Source organism: Bradyrhizobium sp. BR 10289 (genome assembly GCF_019455385.1).
Taxonomy (GTDB): Bacteria; Pseudomonadota; Alphaproteobacteria; order Rhizobiales; family Xanthobacteraceae; genus Bradyrhizobium.
This window is the reverse complement of sequence record NZ_JACOFR010000009.1, coordinates 1-19,365: the sequence shown is the minus strand read 5'-3', so window position 1 is coordinate 19,365 and position 19,365 is coordinate 1. Positions and strand designations below refer to the sequence as shown.

Annotated in this window: 18 protein-coding genes; 12 read left to right on the top strand and 6 right to left on the bottom strand. The window is 65.6% G+C overall.

Annotated elements, in window-relative coordinates:
* Positions 1-69: 69 nt before the first annotated feature.
* Entirely contained in the window at positions 70-957 is an 888-nt protein-coding gene (locus HYH08_RS17000; RefSeq protein ID WP_220010955.1) for a VOC family protein, read from the bottom strand.
* Positions 958-1,125: 168 nt separating this feature from the next.
* On the opposite strand from HYH08_RS17000, the gene HYH08_RS16995 reads away from it, so the two are divergent.
* The gene (locus tag HYH08_RS16995) at positions 1,126-2,313 is read left to right on the top strand and encodes a CaiB/BaiF CoA transferase family protein (protein ID WP_220010954.1); all 1,188 of its coding nucleotides are present in this window, start codon (positions 1,126-1,128) and stop codon (positions 2,311-2,313) included.
* 435 nt (positions 2,314-2,748) lie between these two features.
* On the opposite strand, the gene HYH08_RS16990 is transcribed toward HYH08_RS16995, so the two are convergent.
* The gene (locus HYH08_RS16990; protein WP_349631437.1) at positions 2,749-3,333 is read right to left on the bottom strand and encodes a TetR/AcrR family transcriptional regulator; all 585 of its coding nucleotides are present in this window, start codon (positions 3,331-3,333) and stop codon (positions 2,749-2,751) included.
* Positions 3,334-3,472: 139 nt separating this feature from the next.
* On the opposite strand from HYH08_RS16990, the gene HYH08_RS16985 reads away from it, so the two are divergent.
* A complete protein-coding gene (locus tag HYH08_RS16985; RefSeq protein ID WP_220010952.1) occupies positions 3,473-4,915 on the top strand; it encodes an MATE family efflux transporter in 1,443 nt (480 codons plus the stop codon).
* Here HYH08_RS16985 and HYH08_RS16980 read toward each other — a convergent pair whose 3' ends face one another.
* Positions 4,916-5,302: a hypothetical protein gene (locus HYH08_RS16980; RefSeq protein WP_220010951.1), complete on the bottom strand. Its 387-nt coding sequence runs from the start codon at positions 5,300-5,302 to the stop codon at positions 4,916-4,918.
* 223 nt (positions 5,303-5,525) lie between these two features.
* Here HYH08_RS16980 and HYH08_RS16975 point away from each other — a divergent pair, with 223 nt between their 5' ends.
* The 9 genes from HYH08_RS16975 to HYH08_RS16935 all read left to right on the top strand — a co-directional run bounded on the left by HYH08_RS16975 (position 5,526) and on the right by HYH08_RS16935 (position 14,567).
* The gene (locus HYH08_RS16975) at positions 5,526-6,320 is read left to right on the top strand and encodes a MetQ/NlpA family ABC transporter substrate-binding protein (RefSeq protein ID WP_220010950.1); all 795 of its coding nucleotides are present in this window, start codon (positions 5,526-5,528) and stop codon (positions 6,318-6,320) included.
* A 144-nt stretch (positions 6,321-6,464) separates the two neighbouring features.
* Positions 6,465-7,502 carry a putative FMN-dependent luciferase-like monooxygenase gene (locus tag HYH08_RS16970; protein WP_220010949.1) on the top strand — a complete coding sequence of 346 codons (1,038 nt, stop codon included), beginning with the start codon at positions 6,465-6,467 and terminating at the stop codon, positions 7,500-7,502.
* A gap of 28 nt (positions 7,503-7,530) precedes the next feature.
* Positions 7,531-8,130, top strand: a complete 600-nt coding sequence (locus HYH08_RS16965; RefSeq protein ID WP_220010948.1) for a CMD domain protein — start codon at positions 7,531-7,533, stop codon at positions 8,128-8,130.
* Positions 8,131-8,145: 15 nt separating this feature from the next.
* Positions 8,146-8,724, top strand: a complete 579-nt coding sequence (locus tag HYH08_RS16960) for an alkylhydroperoxidase domain protein (RefSeq protein ID WP_220010947.1) — start codon at positions 8,146-8,148, stop codon at positions 8,722-8,724.
* Between the two features lie 61 nt (positions 8,725-8,785).
* Positions 8,786-9,940: an ABC transporter substrate-binding protein gene (locus HYH08_RS16955; protein WP_220010946.1), complete on the top strand. Its 1,155-nt coding sequence runs from the start codon at positions 8,786-8,788 to the stop codon at positions 9,938-9,940.
* A 53-nt stretch (positions 9,941-9,993) separates the two neighbouring features.
* Positions 9,994-11,817: an ABC transporter permease gene (locus HYH08_RS16950; RefSeq protein ID WP_220010945.1), complete on the top strand. Its 1,824-nt coding sequence runs from the start codon at positions 9,994-9,996 to the stop codon at positions 11,815-11,817.
* Positions 11,817-12,662, top strand: a complete 846-nt coding sequence (locus HYH08_RS16945; RefSeq protein ID WP_220010944.1) for an ABC transporter ATP-binding protein — start codon at positions 11,817-11,819, stop codon at positions 12,660-12,662. Before HYH08_RS16950 ends, HYH08_RS16945 begins: the two co-directional genes overlap by 1 nt.
* Positions 12,659-13,393, top strand: a complete 735-nt coding sequence (locus HYH08_RS16940; RefSeq protein ID WP_220010943.1) for an ABC transporter ATP-binding protein — start codon at positions 12,659-12,661, stop codon at positions 13,391-13,393. Before HYH08_RS16945 ends, HYH08_RS16940 begins: the two co-directional genes overlap by 4 nt.
* 112 nt (positions 13,394-13,505) lie before the next feature.
* Positions 13,506-14,567, top strand: a complete 1,062-nt coding sequence (locus HYH08_RS16935) for a HoxN/HupN/NixA family nickel/cobalt transporter (protein ID WP_220010942.1) — start codon at positions 13,506-13,508, stop codon at positions 14,565-14,567.
* On the opposite strand, the gene HYH08_RS16930 is transcribed toward HYH08_RS16935, so the two are convergent.
* Together HYH08_RS16930 and HYH08_RS16925 are read right to left on the bottom strand one after the other, a co-directional pair.
* Complete coding sequence (locus HYH08_RS16930; RefSeq protein WP_220010941.1) at positions 14,568-16,079, bottom strand: helicase HerA domain-containing protein; 1,512 nt, start codon at positions 16,077-16,079, stop codon at positions 14,568-14,570.
* A gap of 104 nt (positions 16,080-16,183) precedes the next feature.
* On the bottom strand, positions 16,184-17,002 hold the full coding sequence (locus HYH08_RS16925) for a YkgJ family cysteine cluster protein (protein ID WP_220010940.1): 819 nt from the start codon (positions 17,000-17,002) through the stop codon (positions 16,184-16,186).
* Between the two features lie 515 nt (positions 17,003-17,517).
* Here HYH08_RS16925 and HYH08_RS16920 point away from each other — a divergent pair.
* Positions 17,518-17,844 (top strand): hypothetical protein, encoded by a 327-nt coding sequence (locus HYH08_RS16920; protein WP_228747897.1) that lies wholly within the window; start codon positions 17,518-17,520, stop codon positions 17,842-17,844.
* Positions 17,845-17,859: 15 nt separating this feature from the next.
* Here the strand turns inward: HYH08_RS16920 and HYH08_RS16915 are convergent, their stop codons facing one another.
* Entirely contained in the window at positions 17,860-18,924 is a 1,065-nt protein-coding gene (locus HYH08_RS16915) for a ketopantoate reductase family protein (protein WP_220010938.1), read from the bottom strand.
* Positions 18,925-19,365 lie beyond the last annotated feature (441 nt).

Below are 19,365 nucleotides of genomic sequence, written 5' to 3'. Positions count from 1 at the left end.
CGCCGGGGCTTTTCTTTTGTGGTGCCGATTCGCTGGCGCGAAGGTCGCGCGGCAGAGGCCGTGCTGCCGCTAGCCGTCGTAGAGATCAGGCCCCATCGCCCATGAGGTCTGGTCGTGGCCGAACGCGTAATTGCGATTGGTGACGACAGGGTTGCGGTTGACCATCGGCCGCATGAACATCGGGTGCGTCGCGCTGCGCACCTCGTGCTCGACCGTGAACAGCGCCCGGCCGCTGTCGAGATCGACGATGTCGCAGAACCTATATTGATACTGGTTGTCCTCGCGCGAGATCAGCTTGCGCGCGAGCAGCTTGCGGTAGGGTCCCGAGAAGTCCGTGATGTACATCTGCACATGGTGGCCGTCATAGTCGCGCTGCGGCCGGTCGGTCTCGCGAAACAGCAAATGCTGGTCGCGGCCCGTGCTCACGGCTGCAATCGTGCCGTCGCCGTTCCGGACGGTCGCAGGCATGCCCATGATGTCAGGGTAGAAGGCGGCAATTGCCCGCGCCGTTCCCATCGGCACGTCGAACTCGACATAGGGAATGCCGAGCGTGACGCGTCCGAATCGCGCAGCGTCCGGCTCATGGATGCGCATGCGGTTGCCCCACGGACAGACGGCCTCGACGTGATCGTTGTGCTCGGTGAAGGCGAAGGCCGTGCCCTCGAGCTTGCTGGCGACCGACGCGAGCCGCGCCAGCAGGGCCTCGCGTCCCGCGATGACGAGGCCGGTATGGCCGCGCAGCACCTGCGGCCTGCCGCTCGGCAGATGAAACTGGCTGCTGCCGACGTTGATCCACATGTTGGTATCGGACACCATCAGATAGGGATCGCGGGTGAGCCCCAGTCCAGTGACGTAGAACAGTGTCGCCAGGCGCTGATCCGGGACCTGGATGTTGACGTGCTCGAAATGGATGGCGTTGCCGAGATCTTCTGCGGATCGATCGAATTGTTGCGGCATGGCTGTGCGCTTCTCGCTGGAGGACGGACAGGCCATACTAGAGCAGAAATTCCGCCGCTCGAAACTGCCGGTTGATCGCATCCGAGGAGGCGCACGGTGCGGTTGCCGGCTTGCCGTGGCAGCCGGTCGCTGTAATCTGGCAGGAACACAAGAACAAGGAAGGGGTCGATGGGGGGAGTTCTCGAAGGCGTGCGCGTCCTCGATTTCGGGCGCTATATCGCAGGTCCCTATTGCGCGACCCTGCTGGCCGAATTCGGCGCCGAGGTCATCCGCGTGGAAAAGCGCGATGGCAGCGAGGACCGCTTCGTGGCGCCGGTCGGGGAGGGCGGTGAAGGCGCGCTGTTCCTCCAGGTCAACCGCAACAAGAAGTGCATCACGCTCGATCCGATGAAGGTGGAAGGGCAGGAGGTGATGCGGCGTCTGATCGCGACCGCGGACGTGGTCGTCGCCAATCTGCCGCCGCAGACCCTGCGCGCGATGAAGCTCGATTACGACTCATTGAGGGCGATCAAGCCCGACATCATCCTGACGACGGCCACTGCTTTCGGCGGGCCGGGCCCCTGGTCCGACCGCGTCGGTTTCGACGGCGTCGGCCAGGTCATGTCGGGCTCGGTGTACATGACCGGCGCCGGCGATCCGCCCTACCGGGCCGCGGTGAACTGGGTCGATTTCGGAACCGCGCTGCACTGCGCGTTCGGCACCCTCGCCGCGCTGATGGAACGTGCGAAATCGGGCCGCGGGCAGATCGTCGAGGGCGCGTTGCTGGCAACAGCACTGTCCTTCACCAATGCCACGCTGATCGAGCAGGCCGTCATCAACGTCAATCGCGTTCCGACCGGAAATCTTGGCCAGACCGCGGCGCCCGCCGACATCTACCGCACCAAGGACGGCTGGGTGCTGTGCCAGGTCACGGGGCATCCGCTGTTCAAGCGCTGGGCGAGGCTGATGGGCGAGGAGGATCAGTGGCTAAACGATCCACGCTTTGCCGACGACATCAGCCGCGGGAACAACGGCCGCGTCATCAGCGAGCGGATGGCGCGCTGGTGCGCCGAGCGCACCACCCAGGAAGCGGTAGACACGCTGGGCCAGGCAATGATTCCGACCGGGCCGGTGCTGAGCCCGCAACAGGCGCTCGATCATCCTCACATCCAGGCCGCTGGTTTCTTGCAGAACGTCGACTATCCCGGCCTGCCGAAGCAGGCGCCGGTTGCGCGCGCCGCAGTGCGGCTGTCGGAAACGCCGGGTGAAATTGCCAGCCGTCCGCCGACGCTCGGTGAGCATACCGATCGCGTCCTCGCGGAACTCGGCTATGACGCGGCCGCAATCGCAGCACTTCGGCAAAACGAGATCATCTAGAGGCAGCTTTGTTTGAATCGGTGCGAACCGAGAGCTCAGATCACCTCTCCCGTAGGGAGAGGTCGGATCGCATCGAAGATGCGATCCGGGTGAGGGGTTACAGTCTCACCGAACGCCGCTGCCCCTCACCCGGATTGCTGCGCAATCCGACCTCTCCCCCTCGGGGAGAGGTGACCCCGAACGCAGATAGAGCTTTACTCATTTCGCTCTAGTAGCGGCAGTGCTGGATCGCCGCCTGAGACATTCAGGCGGCGATCCAGTGCGAGCTCAACGAACTTGGGGAAGTTGTAAGGCCGCAAGCAACGCTAACCCGGCCGCCGCATACGCTTCAAGTTTCGTAGTGTTGCTCCGGCCAGAGATTCATTGCAGCGGCCTGGAAATGGCCACACTTGGGCGGCCGCAAGATGTCCCGCGCGACGGTCGATCTCGAATGCATCAACGCCCGTTCGCAAGCGCGAGCGCTGCCTCGATCGCGTTCTCCAGGATCTCTTCCGACAATTTCCTGTCGCTCACCGCGCGCGACAATTGCAGCGCGCCGACCATGGTCGCATAGGCCGACATCGCGCGCCGCCGCCGCTCCGCAGCCGAACCGTCGGGAAGCTGCGCCGCCATCAACGCGAGGATGTCCGACATCTTTCCGGTGAAGGCTTCGCGCGTCGCCTTCGGATGCCGCGCAATCTCGGAGACCAGCGCCGCAGTCGGGCAACCGCTCCCGGCGTGGTCGCGGTGGCGCGGCGAGAGATAGTCGCGGATCGCTGTTTCGAGCGCGACGCCGTTTTCGAGATTGTCCTTGTGCCGCTGCTCGCGCCGCTCCAGCGCATCCAGCAGCACCGCGCGCACCAGATCCTCCTTGGATTCGAAATGCGTGTAGAAGGCGCCGTTGGTGAGGCCCGCCTCCGTCATGATGCCGGCGAGGCCGACCGCGGCGATGCCGCTCTCGCGGAATTGCGCCGAGGCGACGTCGAGAATGTGCCGCCGCGTCGCGTCCCGGTGTCCCTTGTCGTAACGTGCCAATCCCACCTCCTGCGATCTCGGCATGCCCCGGCCACAAAATCGTGAGGCCAGGTCTATTGCATTATGATCATAATAATACATTATGGCCATAATGCAAAGGGGCGGTCACCGGGCCGTGCCTTCAGGGAACCGGAGGGCCGAACCCATGTCAGTCGAGGATGCCGCCGCGCCGGCTCTGTCCGCCACGCCAATTGATCACCGTCCTGCGCCGCTTCGCCCGGCTACTCCGGCCGCTCCGAATGCGGCCGAGCAGAGGCGGACCGCGCTGCTGATGGCGCCGATCCTGCCCACCTTGCTCCGCCTCGCCGCGCCGACGGTCACGGTCCTGGTGGCGCAAACCGCGGTCAATATCGCCGAGGCCTATTACGTCGGCTTCCTCGGCACCGATGCGCTGGCGGGCGCCGCTCTGGTGTTCCCGATCTTCATGCTGATGACGATGATGTCGAATGGCGGCTTCGGCTCCGGTGTCGCTTCGTCCGTGGCGCGCGCGGTCGGAGCCGGCCGCCGCGATGACGCCGAGGCGGCGCTGCTTCATGCCGTGGTGCTGGCGATCATTGCCGGCGGCGCGTTCACGCTGGGCGTCACTTTCGGCGGCCCGCACCTCTATCGCGCCCTCGGCGGCACCGACGGCGCGCTCGCGGCCGCGATCACCTATTCGAACTATTTGTTCGCCGGCGCCATTCCAGTGTGGATCGTCAATCTCCAGGCCGCGGCGCTGCGTGGCTCCGGCAATGTCAAGGTGCCCGCGCTGGTGACGCTGATTGGCGCCATCGTGACCATCCCGGTCTCGCCGGCCCTGATTTTCGGGTTCGGGCCGATCCCGCGGCTCGGCATCGGCGGCGCGGGCGTTGCCTTCGGTCTCTATTACGGCGCGGCGATGCTGTTCCTGCTGCGTTACATGGCAACGGGCGCGACCGGCCTGCGGCTGCATCTGGTGCCCTTGCGCGCGAAGATCTTCGGCGACATGCTGAAGGTCGGCATTCCCACCGCGCTCAACGCGGTGATCACGAATCTCACCGTCATCCTCGTCACCGGCGCGGTCGGGTTGTTCGGCACCTCCGCGCTCGCCGGCTACGGCATTGCCTCGCGGCTCGACTACATCATGATTCCGCTCCTGTTCGGCATCAGCACGGCGACGCTGACCATGGTCGGCGTCAACATGGGTGCCGGGCAGACGGCGCGGGCGCGGAAGATCGGATGGACCAGCGGCATCGCCGGCATGATCATGACCGGAACGATCGGGCTCTTGGTCGCGATCTTTCCGACGGCCTGGCTCAACCTGTTCAGCCATGACACTGAAGTGGTGAGCGAGGGCATGACTTACCTGCGCATCGTTGCGCCGGCCTATGCCGCGCTCGGCTTTGGTTTTGTCACATCCTTCGCCGCCCAGGGCACCGGCCGCGCCATGGGCCCGCTCTTGTCTTCCGTCGCACGCATCCTGATCGCGGCCGGCGGCGGCTGGATCGCGGTGGCAAGCTTTGGCGCGGGCATGGCAGGGGTCGCCACCATGGTCACAGTATCGCTCGCCGCCTATGCCGCGATCTGCGTCCTCATCATGCTGTCACCGTCGACCTGGCGGACCGCCTAATCATCTGATGCTGGTGACGCCGATTGCCAGCACCGACATCAGCATCACATTGGTCAGCAGCTCCACGGCGGTCTTCGGTTCGGCCAGCCAGCGTGTGATCTTTTCGGAGAAGGACAGCGTAGCGTCGTCGAACACAGGCGTGTGATTGTGCCGGAAGAAGCGCGGGAATTTCGGCGCAAGGCAAATCATCGCGAGGCCATGGAAGGTTGCCGCCAGCACGATGAAGATGCTGGCGCCGTAGCGTTCGCCGACGATTTCCGAGGTGGCGATCAGCTTCATCATCAGCACGACGATGGAATAAAGCGGCACGCCCTGGAACAGGGCATAGAGGGTGAAGCATTCGAGCCGGTTCCGGATCGTGAGCTTTGGCGCGGCGAGGGCGGTCATGGCAACTCTCCTTGGCTGTGCTGCAGCCAATTTCTCTTCTCGCGCGTCGCCTTGCCGTGATGCGCGTCACGCTTGCGCGATGTGCCCCCTCGCCAAGAGTTCATTTCCTCTTCCGCGCCAAATGGAGAAAGGTCGCCCGCCCCGCGCGGCCATTATGGATTTTCATTTCATTGATTTCATCAGGCGGAGAAGCGAATACGGTTCCAATCATTGCCGCCGGCCCATGGAGACCAAGATGTCGTTTCGCCTTCCCCTGATCCTCGCGACCCTGCTCGCCGCCTGGTCGGCTGCAAGCTCTGCCGAGACCATCAAGATCGGCGTGACGCCGGGTCCGCATGCGCAGATTCTCGAGGCGGTGAAGCCGATCGCGGCCAAGCAGGGCCTCGACATCCAGCTGATCGAATTCTCCGACTACGTCGTGCCGAACGCCGCGCTCGATGCCGGCGAGATCCAGGCCAATTCGTTCCAGAACCAGCCCTATCTCGACAACCAGAAGGCCGACCGCGGCTACAAGATCGAGCCCGTCGCTCTGACCGTGAACTTCCCGATCGGCGTCTATTCGAAGAAGCACAAGGCGTTCGCCGACATTCCCGAGGGCGGCAAGGTCTCGATCCCGAACGATCCGACCAATGGCGGCCGCGTGCTGCTGCTGCTCCGCGACAAGGGCGTGATCAAGCTGAAGGACGGCACCGGCTTCAAGCCCACGGTGCTCGACATCACCGAGAATCCGAAGAAGCTGAAGTTCATCGAGGTCGATGCGGCGCAGGCGCCCCGGGCGCTCGACGACGTCGACGCAGCGGCGATCAACACCAACTATGCAACCCAGGCGGGCCTCGATCCGGTCAAGGATCCGATCCTGCGCGAGGACCCGAAGGGTCCCTATGTCAATTTGATCGCGGTGCGGACCGCCGACAAGGACAAGCCCTGGGTCAAGGTGTTGGTCGACAGCTATCACACGCCTGAGGTGAAGGAATTCGTCCTGACCAAGTTCAAGGGCGCGGTGCTGCCGAGCTGGTAGGCACTCTGCCCAGCCAGAGTCCAGCGCGGGAGGGATGATCCGGCGGGCAGCCTTGCGTATGAGCCTTGCGCATTGCCCGCTTGTGTCGGGCCACGGCAGCCGACATCATCGGTTCCGTGGCCATTCTCGCCCGACAGGGATCGTATGAAACGCTTTGCAAACCTGAAACGCCTGGGCTTCTTCACGCGGCTGCTCGACGAGGCGCCGCCGGCGGACCGCTACCGCTTCGCGGCCGAGCAGATCGTGCGCGCCGAGAAGGCCGGGCTCGATTCCGCGTGGATCGCGCAGCATCATTTCCACGAGCGGGAAGGCGGCCTGCCGTCGCCCTTCACGTTCCTCGGCTATGTCGCAGCCCAGACCTCGCGGATCCGCCTTGGCACCGGCATCGTCACCCTGCCGCTGGAGAGCGCGGTGCGGGTCGCCGAGGACGCAGCTGTCCTTGATCTGCTCTGTGGCGGCCGCTTCGAGCTCGGCGTCGGCACCGGCGGCAATCCGTCGGCCTTTGCCGCCTTCGGCCTGGACGGCACCCAGCGCAACGAGATCTTTGCGCGTAATCTGGACGTCGTGCGCAAGGCGCTGACCGGCAAGCCGCTCGACGGCGGCGACACGCTCTATCCGCAGCGTCCGCAACTGGACAAGCGCATCTGGCAGGCGACGTTCTCGGTCGCGGGCGGCGCCCGCGCCGGCAAGGCGGGCGATGGCCTCCTGCTCTCGCGCACCCAGCCGCGCGCCAAGGATGCGCCGAAGGCGACACTCGCCGAGATCCAGAACCCGATCATCGATGCCTATCTCGCGGCGTTGCCGCCGGGCACCGAGCCGCGCATCATGGCCTCGCGCAGCGTCTTCGTCGCCGACGATCATCGCGAGGCGATGCGCCTTGCGGACATCGGCTTGCGCCGCGCATTGCCGCAATTCATGAAGGGCGGTCACCTGCCTCCGGGCGAGACGCTGGAGGAGATGATCAAGGCGTTAGACACCCATGTCGGCGGCGCTGACGAGGTCATCGCCTCGCTCCGCACGGATGCGACGCTGGAGCGGGTGACTGACTTGGTCTTCCAGGTCCATTCGGTCGATGCGCCGCATCCTTACGTGCTGCGCTCGATCGAGCTGGTCGCGGAGAAGGTCGCCCCAGCGCTGGGCTGGACCCGGACCGCGAAGGCCGACGTGGCGCTGGCGGGCTAGGCTTTAGGGAATTGTACGAGGCTGAAGGATGAGTACGACTGACATCATCGACACGCTCGCCGGGATCGCGCCGGGATCGGCGCTGGACGCCATCCGCGCCAGGCGCCTGCAGGCGCGCGAGAACGCGCAGAAGAGCTATCTCGCGCTGTTCGAGCCGATCGACGCGAGCGATGTCTCGCTGCTCGAGCGCGCGGCAGTGGCGGCCTTCGTGACCGGGCTTCATGGCGAGTCCCCCGTTGCCACCTTCTACCGCGACAAGCTCGCCGCGAGCGCGGGCGGCGCGGCCCTGCTGGACGCGATCGACGCCGAGATCGCGCGCGGCAGGACAACCGGGCCGTATGGCTCTTATCCCGCCGGTCCGCTGTCCGTCGAGAATACGGCTGGTCTGATTTACCGCGTCGGTGCGGCGAGCAAGTCCGCTCTCGGCACTCGCCTCGTCGCGGCGCTCGAGCATGCGCATTTGCTGGTGTTTCGCCCGCGCGACGCATCGTCCACCGACATGAAGGCGCTGCTTGCCGCCGGCTGGTCCAACACCGGCATCGTCACGTTCTCACAGCTCGTCGCGTTCCTGGCGTTCCAGGTCCGCGTCGTCACGGGCCTGCGCACGCTCGCAGCCGTGAACGGCTAACAGGAGGCTGCAATCATGAGCGCCGCCGTCAATTCCCCCGTCGTCTTCACCCAGGACGAGCTCGGCTGGGTCTCCTGGATCGAGCCGCTGCCCGAGGCCGAGCTGACCGAGCGGCATTTCGCCGGCCTCGTCGACCGCGCCCGCGCCAAGTCGGAATATTTCCGTCTCCTCGTGCGCGACCCCGAGGTGCTGGAAGCCCGCACCAAGACCGACAAGGATATCTTCTACAACACAGCCGACGGCCTGCCGCGCGCCGAGCGCGAGTTAGCTGCGGCCGCGACCTCGCGCTACAATGGCTGCATCTATTGCGCCTCCGTGCACGCGCGCTTTGCCAGCACCTATTCCAAGCGCCGCGAGGACGTGCAGAAGCTGCTCGACGAGGGCATTAAGGCCGATCTCGGCGAGCGCTGGAATGCCGTGGTCAAGGCGTCCGTCGCGCTGGCCGCGACGCCGATCGCGTTCGGCCCCGAGAACATCAAGGAGCTGCGCAGCGCCGGTCTCGACGATGCCGAGATCGTCGATGTCATCAACGGCGCCTCGTTCTTCAACTGGGCGAACCGGCTGATGCTGTCGCTCGGCGAGCCCTCGAAATAGACAGTCTCACCGGCACAAGATTTGCTGCCTTGTTTCAACACCTGAGTGGATGGAGCCTTTCATGAGCAACATCGATCGCCGTACCCTGGTCAAGGGCTCGCTTGCCGCCATGATGGCTGGCGCAGCCTTCTCGCGCGCTGCCTTCGCGGATGCCGAGCCGATCCTGCTCGGCGTCAGCGGCCCCCTCACGGGACCGAACGCGCAATATGGCACGCAATGGAAGCAGGGCTTTGACCTCGCACTTGACGAGATCCACGCTGCCGGCGGCATCAACGGCCGCAAGCTCGCCTATCAATTCGAGGACAGCCAGAGCGACCCGCGGCAGTCTGTCGCGATCGCCCAGAAGTTCGTCTCCAATCCGGCCATCGTGCTGGAGCTCGGCGACTTCTCCAGCCCCGCTTCAATGGCGGCATCGCCGATCTATCAGCGCGCCGGCCTCGTGCAGTTCGGCTTCACCAATTCGCATCCTGATTTCACCAAGGGCGGCGACTTCATGTGGAGCACCTCGGTCAGTCAGGCCGACGAGCAGCCGTTGCTGGCGTCCTATGCCGTCAAGCGCCTCGGCCTGAAGAAGCTCGCGGTGCTGCACCTCAACACCGATTGGGGCCGCACCAGCCGCGATTATTTCGTCAACGCCGCCAAGGAATACGGCGCCGAGATCGCGGTCACCGAAGGCTATATCGCCGAAGAGCGCGATTTCCGTTCCACCCTGGTGCGCGTCCGCGACGCCAATCCTGACGGCCTGATCCTGATCTCCTATTATTCCGACGGCGCGCTGATCGCACGGCAAGCCCGCCAGGTCGGGCTCAAGCAGGTGATCTGCGCCGCCAGCTCGGTCTACTCGCCAAAATTTCTGGAGCTCGGCGGCGAGGCGGTCGAGGACGTTCATGTCGGCACGCGCTACTTCCCGGAAGATCCGCGGCCCGAGGTGCAGAAGTTCATCGCCGGCTTCAAGAAGAAGTACAACGGGCAAGAGCCCGACGCCTTCAACGCCTACGCCTACGACGCCATGAACATGGCGGCCGCCGTGGTGAAGATCGGCGGCACCGATCGCAAGGCGATCCGTGACGCCTTCGCCAAGGTCAAGGACGTCCCGAGCGTGATCTTCGGCACCGCGACGTTCGACGTCGCGACCCGCCGCGTCAAGGGCGCCATGAACGCCGAGCTGGTCGTGCGCAAGGGCCAGTTCGCGCTGTGGGACGGCAAGCCGACCTGATCTCTCGGCTGGAGCGGAGGCTCCAGCCTTTCTCTCTTCAGTAGGAACGCTGCGTGTCTTCCTGGCTCGACTACACGATCAACGGACTGATCGTCGGCAATGTCTACGCCCTCGTTGCGGTCGGGCTCGCGCTGATCTTCGGCGTCAGCCGGCTGATCAACTTCGCACAGGGCTCGATCTATCTGGTCGGCGCCTATATCGGCTGGGTCGCCGTGGTGCAGCTGCATACGCCGCTGCCGCTCACCATCATCGTGGTCGCCGCGGCCGCTGCGATCGTCGGCCTGATCATCGAGCGGTTCGGCCTGCGGCCGCTGCAGAACTCGGTGCGGATCGCGCCGCTGCTTGCGACCATCGGCATCAGCTTCGTGCTCGATCAGCTCGTCATGCTGACCTTCTCGCCCAACCCGCGCGCGCTGCCGAGCCAGCTGCCGGACGTCCGCTTCCAGGTCGGCGGCGGCACCATCGGCCCGCTCGATCTGCTGATCGCCGGCGTCGGCCTCACCAGCGCGCTGCTGCTGTTCGTGTTCCTGCGTTACAGCAAGCTCGGCTGGGCCGTGCGCGCCGCCTCGCAGGACCGCGACGCCGCGATGCAGATGGGCGTCGACGTCAACCGGGTCAATCAGGCCGTGTTCGGCATTGCCGCCGCGCTCGGCGGCGTCTCCGGCATGCTGGTCGGCATGTACTATAACCAGATCGACACCGCGATGAGCCTGCAGGCGACCCTCAAGGGCGTCGTTGCCGAGGTCGTGGGTGGAGCCGGCAACGTGCCCGGCGCGGTGATTGGTAGCCTCTTGCTGGGCCTCGTCGAGAGCTACGGCGTTGCCGTGTTCGGTACCAGCTATCGCAATTTGTTCGCCTTCCTGCTGCTGGTCGTCGTGCTCGTGCTGCGCCCGAACGGCCTGTTCGCCAGCGCGCGACAGGCGCCGCCCGAACCGCTCACCGGCACTTTCATTGCGCCGAGCCGCCCCGTGCGCATCCCGCGCTGGGCGCTGTTGCTGGCGGCCGCGAGCTTCGCAGTCCTGCCATTCTTCCCCGTGTCCTTCTACGTGCTCCAGACCCTGATCAACGCCTGGCTGCTCGGCATGCTCGCGCTCAGCCTGACACTGGTGGCGGGCACGATGGGGCAGGTCTCGCTCGGCCACGCCGCGCTGCTCGCGATCGGCGCCTATACTTCCGCGCTGCTGTCGCTGACCCTCAACGTGCCCGTCGGCCTCGCCATCATCGCCGGCGGCCTGATGAGCGCCGCGCTCGGCACGCTGCTGATCTCGCCGTCGTTCCGTCTGCGTGGCCATTATGTCTCGATCGCGACGCTCGCCATCGGCGAGATCGTGTCGCTGGTGATCCTGAACTGGGAGAGCGTCACGCGCGGCCCGATTGGTATTTCCGGCATCCCGCCGCTGTCGCTGTTCGGTTACGATTTGATCAGCCCGACCGCGATCTACTGGTTCAGCTTCGCCGTGATGGTGGTGTTGGCGCTGCTCCAGGGCCGGTTGCTCTCTTCGCATCTCGGCCGCAGCTTCCGCGCCATCCGCGACGACGACATCGCCGCACGCGCCTATGGCCTCAGCCTCAACCGTTACAAATCGCTTGCCTTCATCTTCGGCGGCTTCGCCGCCGGCGTCAGCGGCGGCATCGCCGCGCATCTTTATTCCTACATCAACCACGAGACCTTCAATACGCAGCAATCCATCCTTGCACTGACCGTCGTGATCCTCGGCGGCCTCGGCAATGTGGTCGGCGCGATCCTGGGGGCGGTCGCGCTGGTCGGGCTGCCGGAGGTGTTCCGGATCGCGGCGGAGTATCGCATCCTGATCTACGGCATCGTGCTGCTGCTGCTGGTGCGATTCAGGCCGCAGGGCCTGTTGGGGACAATCTGATGGCAGAGCAGTCTGGCATGCTGTCCCTGCGCGGATTGACGCGCCGCTTCGGCGGCCTCACGGCGGTCGATGCCATCGATCTCGATCTCGCCAAGGGCGAGCTGATCAGCATCATCGGCCCGAACGGTGCCGGCAAGACCACGCTGTTCAACCTCGTGACCGGCCTCGATCGTCCCGACGCCGGAAATGTCAGCTTCGAGGGCCAGGACATCACCGGCCTGTCACCGGAGCGGCTCGCTGCTGAAGGCATCGCGCGCACCTTCCAGCTCGGCCGCGTCTTCGGCAATCTCAGCGTGATGGACAACGTCCTGATCGGCGCACATACGCGGCTGCGTGCCGTGAAGCCGGCCGTGCCGGTGATCGGTCCGTTGCTGGAGCTCGGCCTGGCGCTGCTGCGCCCCTCGAGTGTGAAAGCGGAAGAGGAGCGGCTGCGCGAGGAGGTCAAAGCCGTTCTCGCCCGCTTCGGCGAGCGGCTGCTGCCGCGGATCGACCAGCCCGCCTATAGTCTCTCCTACGCCAACCGCCGCCGCGTCGAGATCGCCCGCGCGCTCGCGCTGAAGCCGCGCCTCCTGCTGCTCGACGAACCGACCGCCGGCATGAACCCCACCGAGACCGCCGAGATGCAGGCCCTCGTCGCCGAACTGAAGGCGGAAGGGCTGACCATCCTCTTGATCGAGCACAAGCTGGAGATGGTGATGCGCCTGTCCGACCGCGTCATCGTCATGGACGAGGGCAAGAAGATCGCGGAAGGGCCGGGCGAGCAGGTCCGTACGGATCCCAAGGTGATCGAGGCCTATCTCGGCCACGGTCTATCAGGCACGGCGGAGCAGGAGAGCGCGGCATGACGACATCAGACGCTCTTCTCTCGCTGTCGAACGTCAACACCTTCTACGGCCAGGCCCAGGTACATTTCGACCTCTCGATCAAAGTCGGCCGCGGCCATATCGTCTGCCTGCTCGGCGGCAATGCCAGCGGCAAGTCGACGACGATGAAGATCATCCTGGGCCTGGTCAAACCGCGCTCGGGCGAGGTGACCTTCGACGGTGCTTCGCTGATCGGCCTCACCACGCCGCAGATCGTTCGCCGCGGCATCGCCTCGGTGCCGGAGGCACGGCGGCTGTTCGCCGACATGAGCGTCCGCGAAAACATCCTGATGGGCGCCTTCGTGCGCGACGACCGCGACGCCGTGGCGCAGGATCTCGACAAGATGCTCACCTTGTTCCCAAAACTCGGCCAGCGGCTGTCGCAGCGCGCCGGCTCCTTGTCCGGCGGCGAGCAGCAGATGGTGGCGATGGCGCGGGCGCTGATGAGCCGGCCGCGCCTGATCGTGATGGACGAGCCGACCATGGGCCTGTCGCCGCTCTATGTCGACCGCGTGCTGGAATTGATCCGCACCATCAACCAGGAAGGCGTCTCCGTCTTCATGGTCGAGCAGAACGCCAGCCTCGCACTCGAGATCGCGCACGAGGCCTATGTGCTCCAGACCGGCAAGATTGTGCTGTCCGGCCCGGCGCGCCAGCTGAAGGACGATCCTCGCGTGCGCGATGCCTATCTCGGCGGCTCCGAGGCGGCGTAGGACCTCCGGCAAATTCGCATACGCGCTCGTCGGACGATGACCGGGGCTGGTCAGTATGACCACTTTATGAAAATATCATACCGCTGCCGCGATGGGGCGCACAGCGGACGGAATGATGTTCGTGACGAGATGGTCCTTACGGGCGGCCGAGCCCGCCACTGTGCTGCTGTTCGGCGGGCTCATCGCCGCCAACATCGCCGCATGGGCCTGGGCCTTTGCGGCGTTCGGCGACCGTCCGACGGTCATGGCGACCGCGCTGCTGGCCTGGGTGTTCGGCCTTCGTCATGCCGTCGATGCCGACCACATCGCCGCGATCGACAACGTCGTGCGCAAGCTGATGCAGGCGGGCGGTGCGCCGCGCAGCGTCGGCCTGTATTTCGCGCTCGGCCATTCCACCATCGTCGTGGTCGCGACCATGCTGCTTGCGCTCGGCGCGGTCGGCCTTGGCGGGGACGGCCTGCTGCGGGAGATCGGCGGCTTCATCGGCTCGTCGGTATCGGCGCTGTTCCTGCTGGTGATCGCGGCCATCAACCTCGCCATCTTCGCCGGCCTGTGGCGGACGTTTCGCCTGGCGCGCGAGCACGGCGTTCACGACGCCGAAGGCCTCGACGCGCTGCTCGCCCATCGCGGTTTTCTCGCGCGGCTGCTTGGCCCGATGTTTCGCCTCGTGACCAAGCCCGTGCACATGTATCCGCTCGGATTCCTGTTCGGCCTCGGCTTCGACACCGCGACCGAGATCGGCCTGCTCAGCATTTCCGCCGGCGAAGCCGCGCGCGGGGCATCGCTCGCCGATGTCATGGTGTTTCCCGCCCTGTTCGCCGCGGGCATGGCACTGGTCGACACGGCCGATTCCGCGCTGATGGTCAGCGCCTATCGCTGGGCCTTCGTCGATCCCATGCGCAAGCTCTGGTACAACCTCACCATCACCGGCGCCTCCGTCGCGGTCGCGCTGTTCATCGGCGGCATCGAGGCGCTTGGCCTGATCGCCGATCGTCTCGGCCTCACCGGCGGTGTGTGGACGTTGGTCGACGGTCTCAACGAGTCGCTGGCCAATGTCGGCTTCGCGGTGATCGCGCTGTTCGCGATCGCCTGGCTCGTCTCGGTCCTGCTCTATCGCCGCATGTTCGCCGCGCCGGACGCGCTCGTATCCGCTGATGCGACCGAGGCGGCGTGATCAAGCCGAGGCCGCGCTCGCGACCTGCTCGGCCGGCTGGTCGTCGCCATTGGGATCGCCCGGTGCCGTCGCCCAGGCCAATTCCACCAGCGTGACGAACCTGCGTCCGCCGCCGTCGAACTGGACCACGATCAGGCCCTGCTCTTCCATATAGCCGAGCAGGCGTTGCGCCCGGCGCAGGGAATGCGAGCCATAGGCGCGGGCGATCGCGGCATCGCCGGGACAGGGCCAGCCTTCCTTGGCCGCGCGCGCGATCATTATGAACACGCCCTGCATGTCGTCGGGCAGGATCGAGGCGCGCAGCGTCACCTCCTGCCAGGCATCGTCCTCGGCGATGTCAGCGCCGAGCCCCGCGCGCGCATGGGTCAGCATGCGGCGGAATTCGGTGAGGTCAGGCACGGAAGCCCCTAGCCCCTCGATCCGGCAGCGGACCACGAATTCCTGATAGAGCACGCCGATCGCGCGAAAGCCGGCATCGGGCGCGGCCAGCACGGCGCGCAGCGTGCGGTCGACCCGCTCGCGCCGCTCCGCGAGCTCCTCGGCACTCACGGGCTCCTCGACCACCTCGGGCCGGATCTCCGGCGCCGCGGCCTTCGCTGCGCGCAACTGCTCGAGCAGATCAGGTGCGGGCCGGCGCTGCGGCCGGCTGGCATCGGGGGGCGGCGCGGCCAGGATCACCGCGCGCATGTCTTCCGTGGTTGCTTCCGGCAGCGGCATCAGCCGCGGCGTCGAATTGCGTGGGCTGGTATCGGTCGGCCCGATGTTGAGGCGCAGCGGCCGGCGCGACAGCGCAGGTCCGAGCGCCATGAACTGGCCGCGCTCGAGATCGCGAAACGCTTCCGCCTGCCGCCGTTCCATGCCGAGCAGATCGGCGGCGCGCGCCATGTCGATGTCGAGAAAGGTGCGGCCCATCAGAAAGTTGGAGGCCTCGGCCGCGACGTTCTTGGCGAGCTTGGCGAGGCGCTGCGTCGCGATGATGCCGGCGAGCCCACGCTTGCGGCCGCGGCACATCAGATTGGTCATGGCGCCGAGCGACAGCTTTCGCGCTTCGTCCGAGACTTCGCCGGCCACCGCCGGCGCGAACAGCTGCGCCTCGTCGACGACCACCAGCATCGGATACCAATGGTCGCGGTCGACGTCGAACATCCCGCCGAGGAACGCTGCCGCGCGGCGCATCTGGTTCTCGGCGTCCAGCCCTTCGAGATTGAGCACGGTGGAGACGCGATGCAGCCGCGCGCGCTCGCCGGCGACCTGCAGGCCGCGCTCGGTATGATCCTCGGCCTCGATCACGAGATGGCCGAAGCGCTCGGCCAGCGTGACGAAATCGCCTTCGGGGTCGATGATGGCCTGCTGTACCCAGGGCGCGCTCTGCTCCAAGAGCCGCCTGAGCAGATGCGACTTGCCGGAGCCCGAATTGCCCTGCACCAGGAGACGGGTCGCCAGCAGTTCCTCGAGGTCCATGGCGGCCACGGCGCCGGCCGTGGTCTGCCCCATCTCGATCGCAACCGTCATGCCCGACTCAGAGTCCCCGTCATTCGCGGACAGCGGCTTACCAATCCCGCCGGGTCACGTCGAGCGTTCCAGCGCGAATCGTGCCGCGTTGCCCACGGCAGAGTTCAGGGGTGACCGGACAACCGTAAGAGTGCGGGCCGATAGGGGGAATGCGGATCGTCGTCCTCGTTCTCGGGGATGACGCAAGAGCCGAATTCCCGGCTGATGCGCTCGATCTCGGTGATGCGCTCGTGGAGCCGCTGCAAATGCTCGGCCGACCTCGCCCGCCAGAACCGGAACGTATCGGCCGTCAGCGGCAGGAACGCCGTGCCGAACGGCGTCGGATCGGGAACGACCGTGCGTCCGAGCAGCATGAACCGGTCGGCGCCCGAGACCACGAGGGTCGCGTAGCCTCGGTTTCCGATCCGCCTGATCCCGTTCAGCGACCATTCGACAAGCTTGCCGAAATACGGCTCCTCGCGCCAGCGATCGGGGCAATGATCGTCGACGGTGACGTTGACCGCGTCCCGGCTGAAATGAACGATGATACCCGATTTCGCCGGGAACCAGTCGTCGTCGAGATGGCCTTGCAGCCAGGCGCAGACGAAGGCGCGGCACATCTGGGGGCGGCGGTCGTAGATGGTGCATCCGGTGCCCGTCTGCCAATGCCTGCAGAGCTGGTTCACCGGCTTGTCCACCGCGGCCACCTCCAGAACGTCGCAACAGGCGTTGCACGACCCGCATTGCCGGGTCAGTGGCACAGCCTTCGGCGGGCCGGTTGGACGAAAGCCCCCGCCGTCGCGGACCAGCAGCTTCTGCTTTTCCAGCGCGCTCAACGCGCGTTCGATCTTGAGACGGGACAGTCCGGTGGCGTCGATCACGCCCTTCATCGTCGTCGCGCCGGCCTCGACCGCGCGGACGACGCTCAGTGTCGCCTCATCCATTTGTTGTTCTTGTTGTTTGCGTCCGTTCCCTGAGGGACACAGGCTCTGCGTGATAGCTGAGCCCAACAGCTATCTTCATCCCGTTTGCCGGACAACGATCCGAGCCCGACATGCGCGCATGCGGCGGTTGCAAAAAATGCGGACCGCCCGCGATCGTGCGCCTCGTCTGGCGCCGGCAGTGGGGAACTTGCTAGCACCGCCGGTTTCACGGTCAAACAAGCTCGTTTTCAACGCGGCACGGCCCGGAAAATGATGAGGAGCCCGCTGTCCGCGACGCAGTGACGAGATGCACTGCGCCTGCGCAGGTGTGCGGGGAGGCGACACGTTTGCGTGATTGCGCGGTGATGATGGAACCAGCGTGGTGCGTCGCCCGCGCACCAAAGTAGGAACTGCTTATGAGGAGAGCTGCGGCACCTCAGTCGGAGTTTCACCCAAAGATTGTCGATATCTTTACGGGGATGCGGTAGTCGTCAGTCGTCTTTCCGGCTGGCAGGAGCCAGGAGGCTGCGATCGTGATGAGCATGCTCGCTACCCCCGCCATGATCACGATCACGGTGTTCGGCATCGTGGCCTTGGTGACGCTCGGCCTGGGCATCTACTGGCTCTTCAACCGGCAGGCGCGGTTGAGAGACATCGCCGAGATGAGAGCGAAGCTCGACGAACTCGCCCCCTCCGATCCGGAATACGGCGCGGCGAGAGCGCTCTACACATCGATGGTCGTAGACGCCGCGCGTTGGGGCTTCTTTGCTGCCGAGTCCGGATCAGGCGGCGATGGCGGCAGCACCGATCACGGCGGCAGCGACCATTCGGGCGCTTCCGACGCAGGCGGACACTCTCATTGATGCATGAACGGCCCGCTATTGCGCGCCCGAGCCGCCCTGCACGATCCTCTCGTTGAGCTTCAGGTCCACGGTCTCCACAGTGCGGTCGATCTCGGGATTGGGCACGCCGAGCTGATGCGAGATCAGCTTCACCAGCAGGTCGACGCGCTCGATGAAGGGCGCGCCGGCTGCCACTGCGCGTGCGGCCGATGACGGTTTGAGCAGGCTTTCGGCGGCCTTGGCATATTTGGCGAACGGCACCTGGTCTTCCGGATCGGCGCCGAGCTTGCGGGCGATGGCGTCGACGTGGTCGTAGATCGTTTGCGAGCGCGCGAGGTCGCCATGCACGGCATCGCGGATCGATTGCGGCTCGTGCGGGGTGATGCAGCGGTAATTGCCGGTGAGCAGCATCGACCATTTCGCCAGCGGCACGAACAGCGAATCGAACACTTTCAGCTTCACCGGCACGTCCTTGCCGTCGAGTGTCACCGCGTCGATGTCGGCCTCCAGCTCGCGCAGCACCTTGTTGTGCTTGTCGTCGGCGAACGCAGAAGCTTTGAAGTTGGTGGGCAGGCCGACATGCAGCACGTTGGCAGCCTCTTCCGGCGGACGGAACGCCTGCGGATCGGGCGAGCACAATGTCACGAGGCCCGGCTCGAAGCGCTCCCAGACCTGCGCGTTGGTATAGGCCTCCTCGAGGTCCATGTCGGCGAGCGCCGGAATCCGCTTCAGATAAGGCAGCGGCGGCATGTTCATGATCGACAGGCACGGCAGCTTCGCCGCCGCGATCTTGACCATGAGCATGCGCACGGTGTGGTTGGTGTATTGCGGCTCCTGCATCGCGAGGCCGACCAGGTCGTAGCGGGAGACGTCGACATTCTGCGGTGTCACGGCATCCAGCTTGCCGGGCAGGTCGCGCGAGAAGATCGCCCGGTGCACCGCTTCGTCGCGCAATTTGATGCGGACCTCGGTACCGTCGCGGTTGATCAGCTCTGCGGTCTTGGCGCGGCAGACCAGGGTCACATTGTGGCCGGCCATCAGCAGCTTCGTGCCCAGCAGCGAGCCGTAGGAGGCCCCGAGAATCAATATGTTACGCGCCATGTTTCGTCCCCTGGAATGTCATGTGTTTTTGTGCGCCCCGGCCGTGGCCCGAGGGCGGGTTGTCGGCATGTAAAGCGAAGTGCCGGGCGATGGCAACTGGGATAATGCATACAAGGAGCAGAGGGAGGTCCCGTAGCCCGGATGGAGCGCAAGCGTAATCCGGGGCTGCTATCGCTTGTGTCGAGATTCCCGGATTACGTGGAGCCTGTCACCGGGTCCGGGGCGGAGTGTCGCCCGGTGGTGTCATCCGGACTACAAGATCCTGCGCTGCCCGTCGGGCAAAACACGCGACCGCTGGGTCAATCGCCTCGCTTAAAAATATTCCGCTTTACCGAAATTCGGATTTGTCGTATATCTCGCCCATCCCGGCTCGATCTTGAGGGGCGATCGCGCGTCGTCACGTATCGCGGGCTGGGTTGCGGTGGACGCGGCAGCGTCGGC